Genomic DNA, 318 nt, shown 5'->3' with positions numbered 1-318 from the left:
CCGCCCTGACCAACTGTAGAAAGACCCAGATCGGCCTGTGCAAGACCTACGAAGATTTTCTAAAGTACGATATCTGTCTCGTTACATGCCAAACTTTCTGGAGTGCCAAAGGACGTAAACTTTTGCGCCGAGTTCGCGACATGTTTGCGATGCTGCTTGTAGACGAAATCCACACGGGCGCTGCCCCCAAGTACGCGTCAGTGATAGCCGCACTCAACTGCGAATACAAGATCGGATTGTCAGGCACCCCGAACCGCAAGGACGGCCGGTACGTGCTCATGCGGAATTTGATGGGTCCGGTGATTGCCGATATCAAGG

At 53.1% G+C, this 318-nt stretch carries 1 protein-coding gene; it reads left to right on the top strand.

Annotation, left to right across the window (positions count from 1 at the left end; translation table 11 throughout):
- On the top strand, positions 1-318 hold a 318-nt coding region (locus AC1RPN_RS08785; RefSeq protein ID WP_481763808.1), incomplete at both ends, for a DEAD/DEAH box helicase family protein.

The sequence above is a fragment of the Dellaglioa sp. CoH-57-MRSF-20 genome (assembly GCF_056781955.1).
This window is presented reverse-complemented; position numbering and strand designations above follow the sequence as displayed.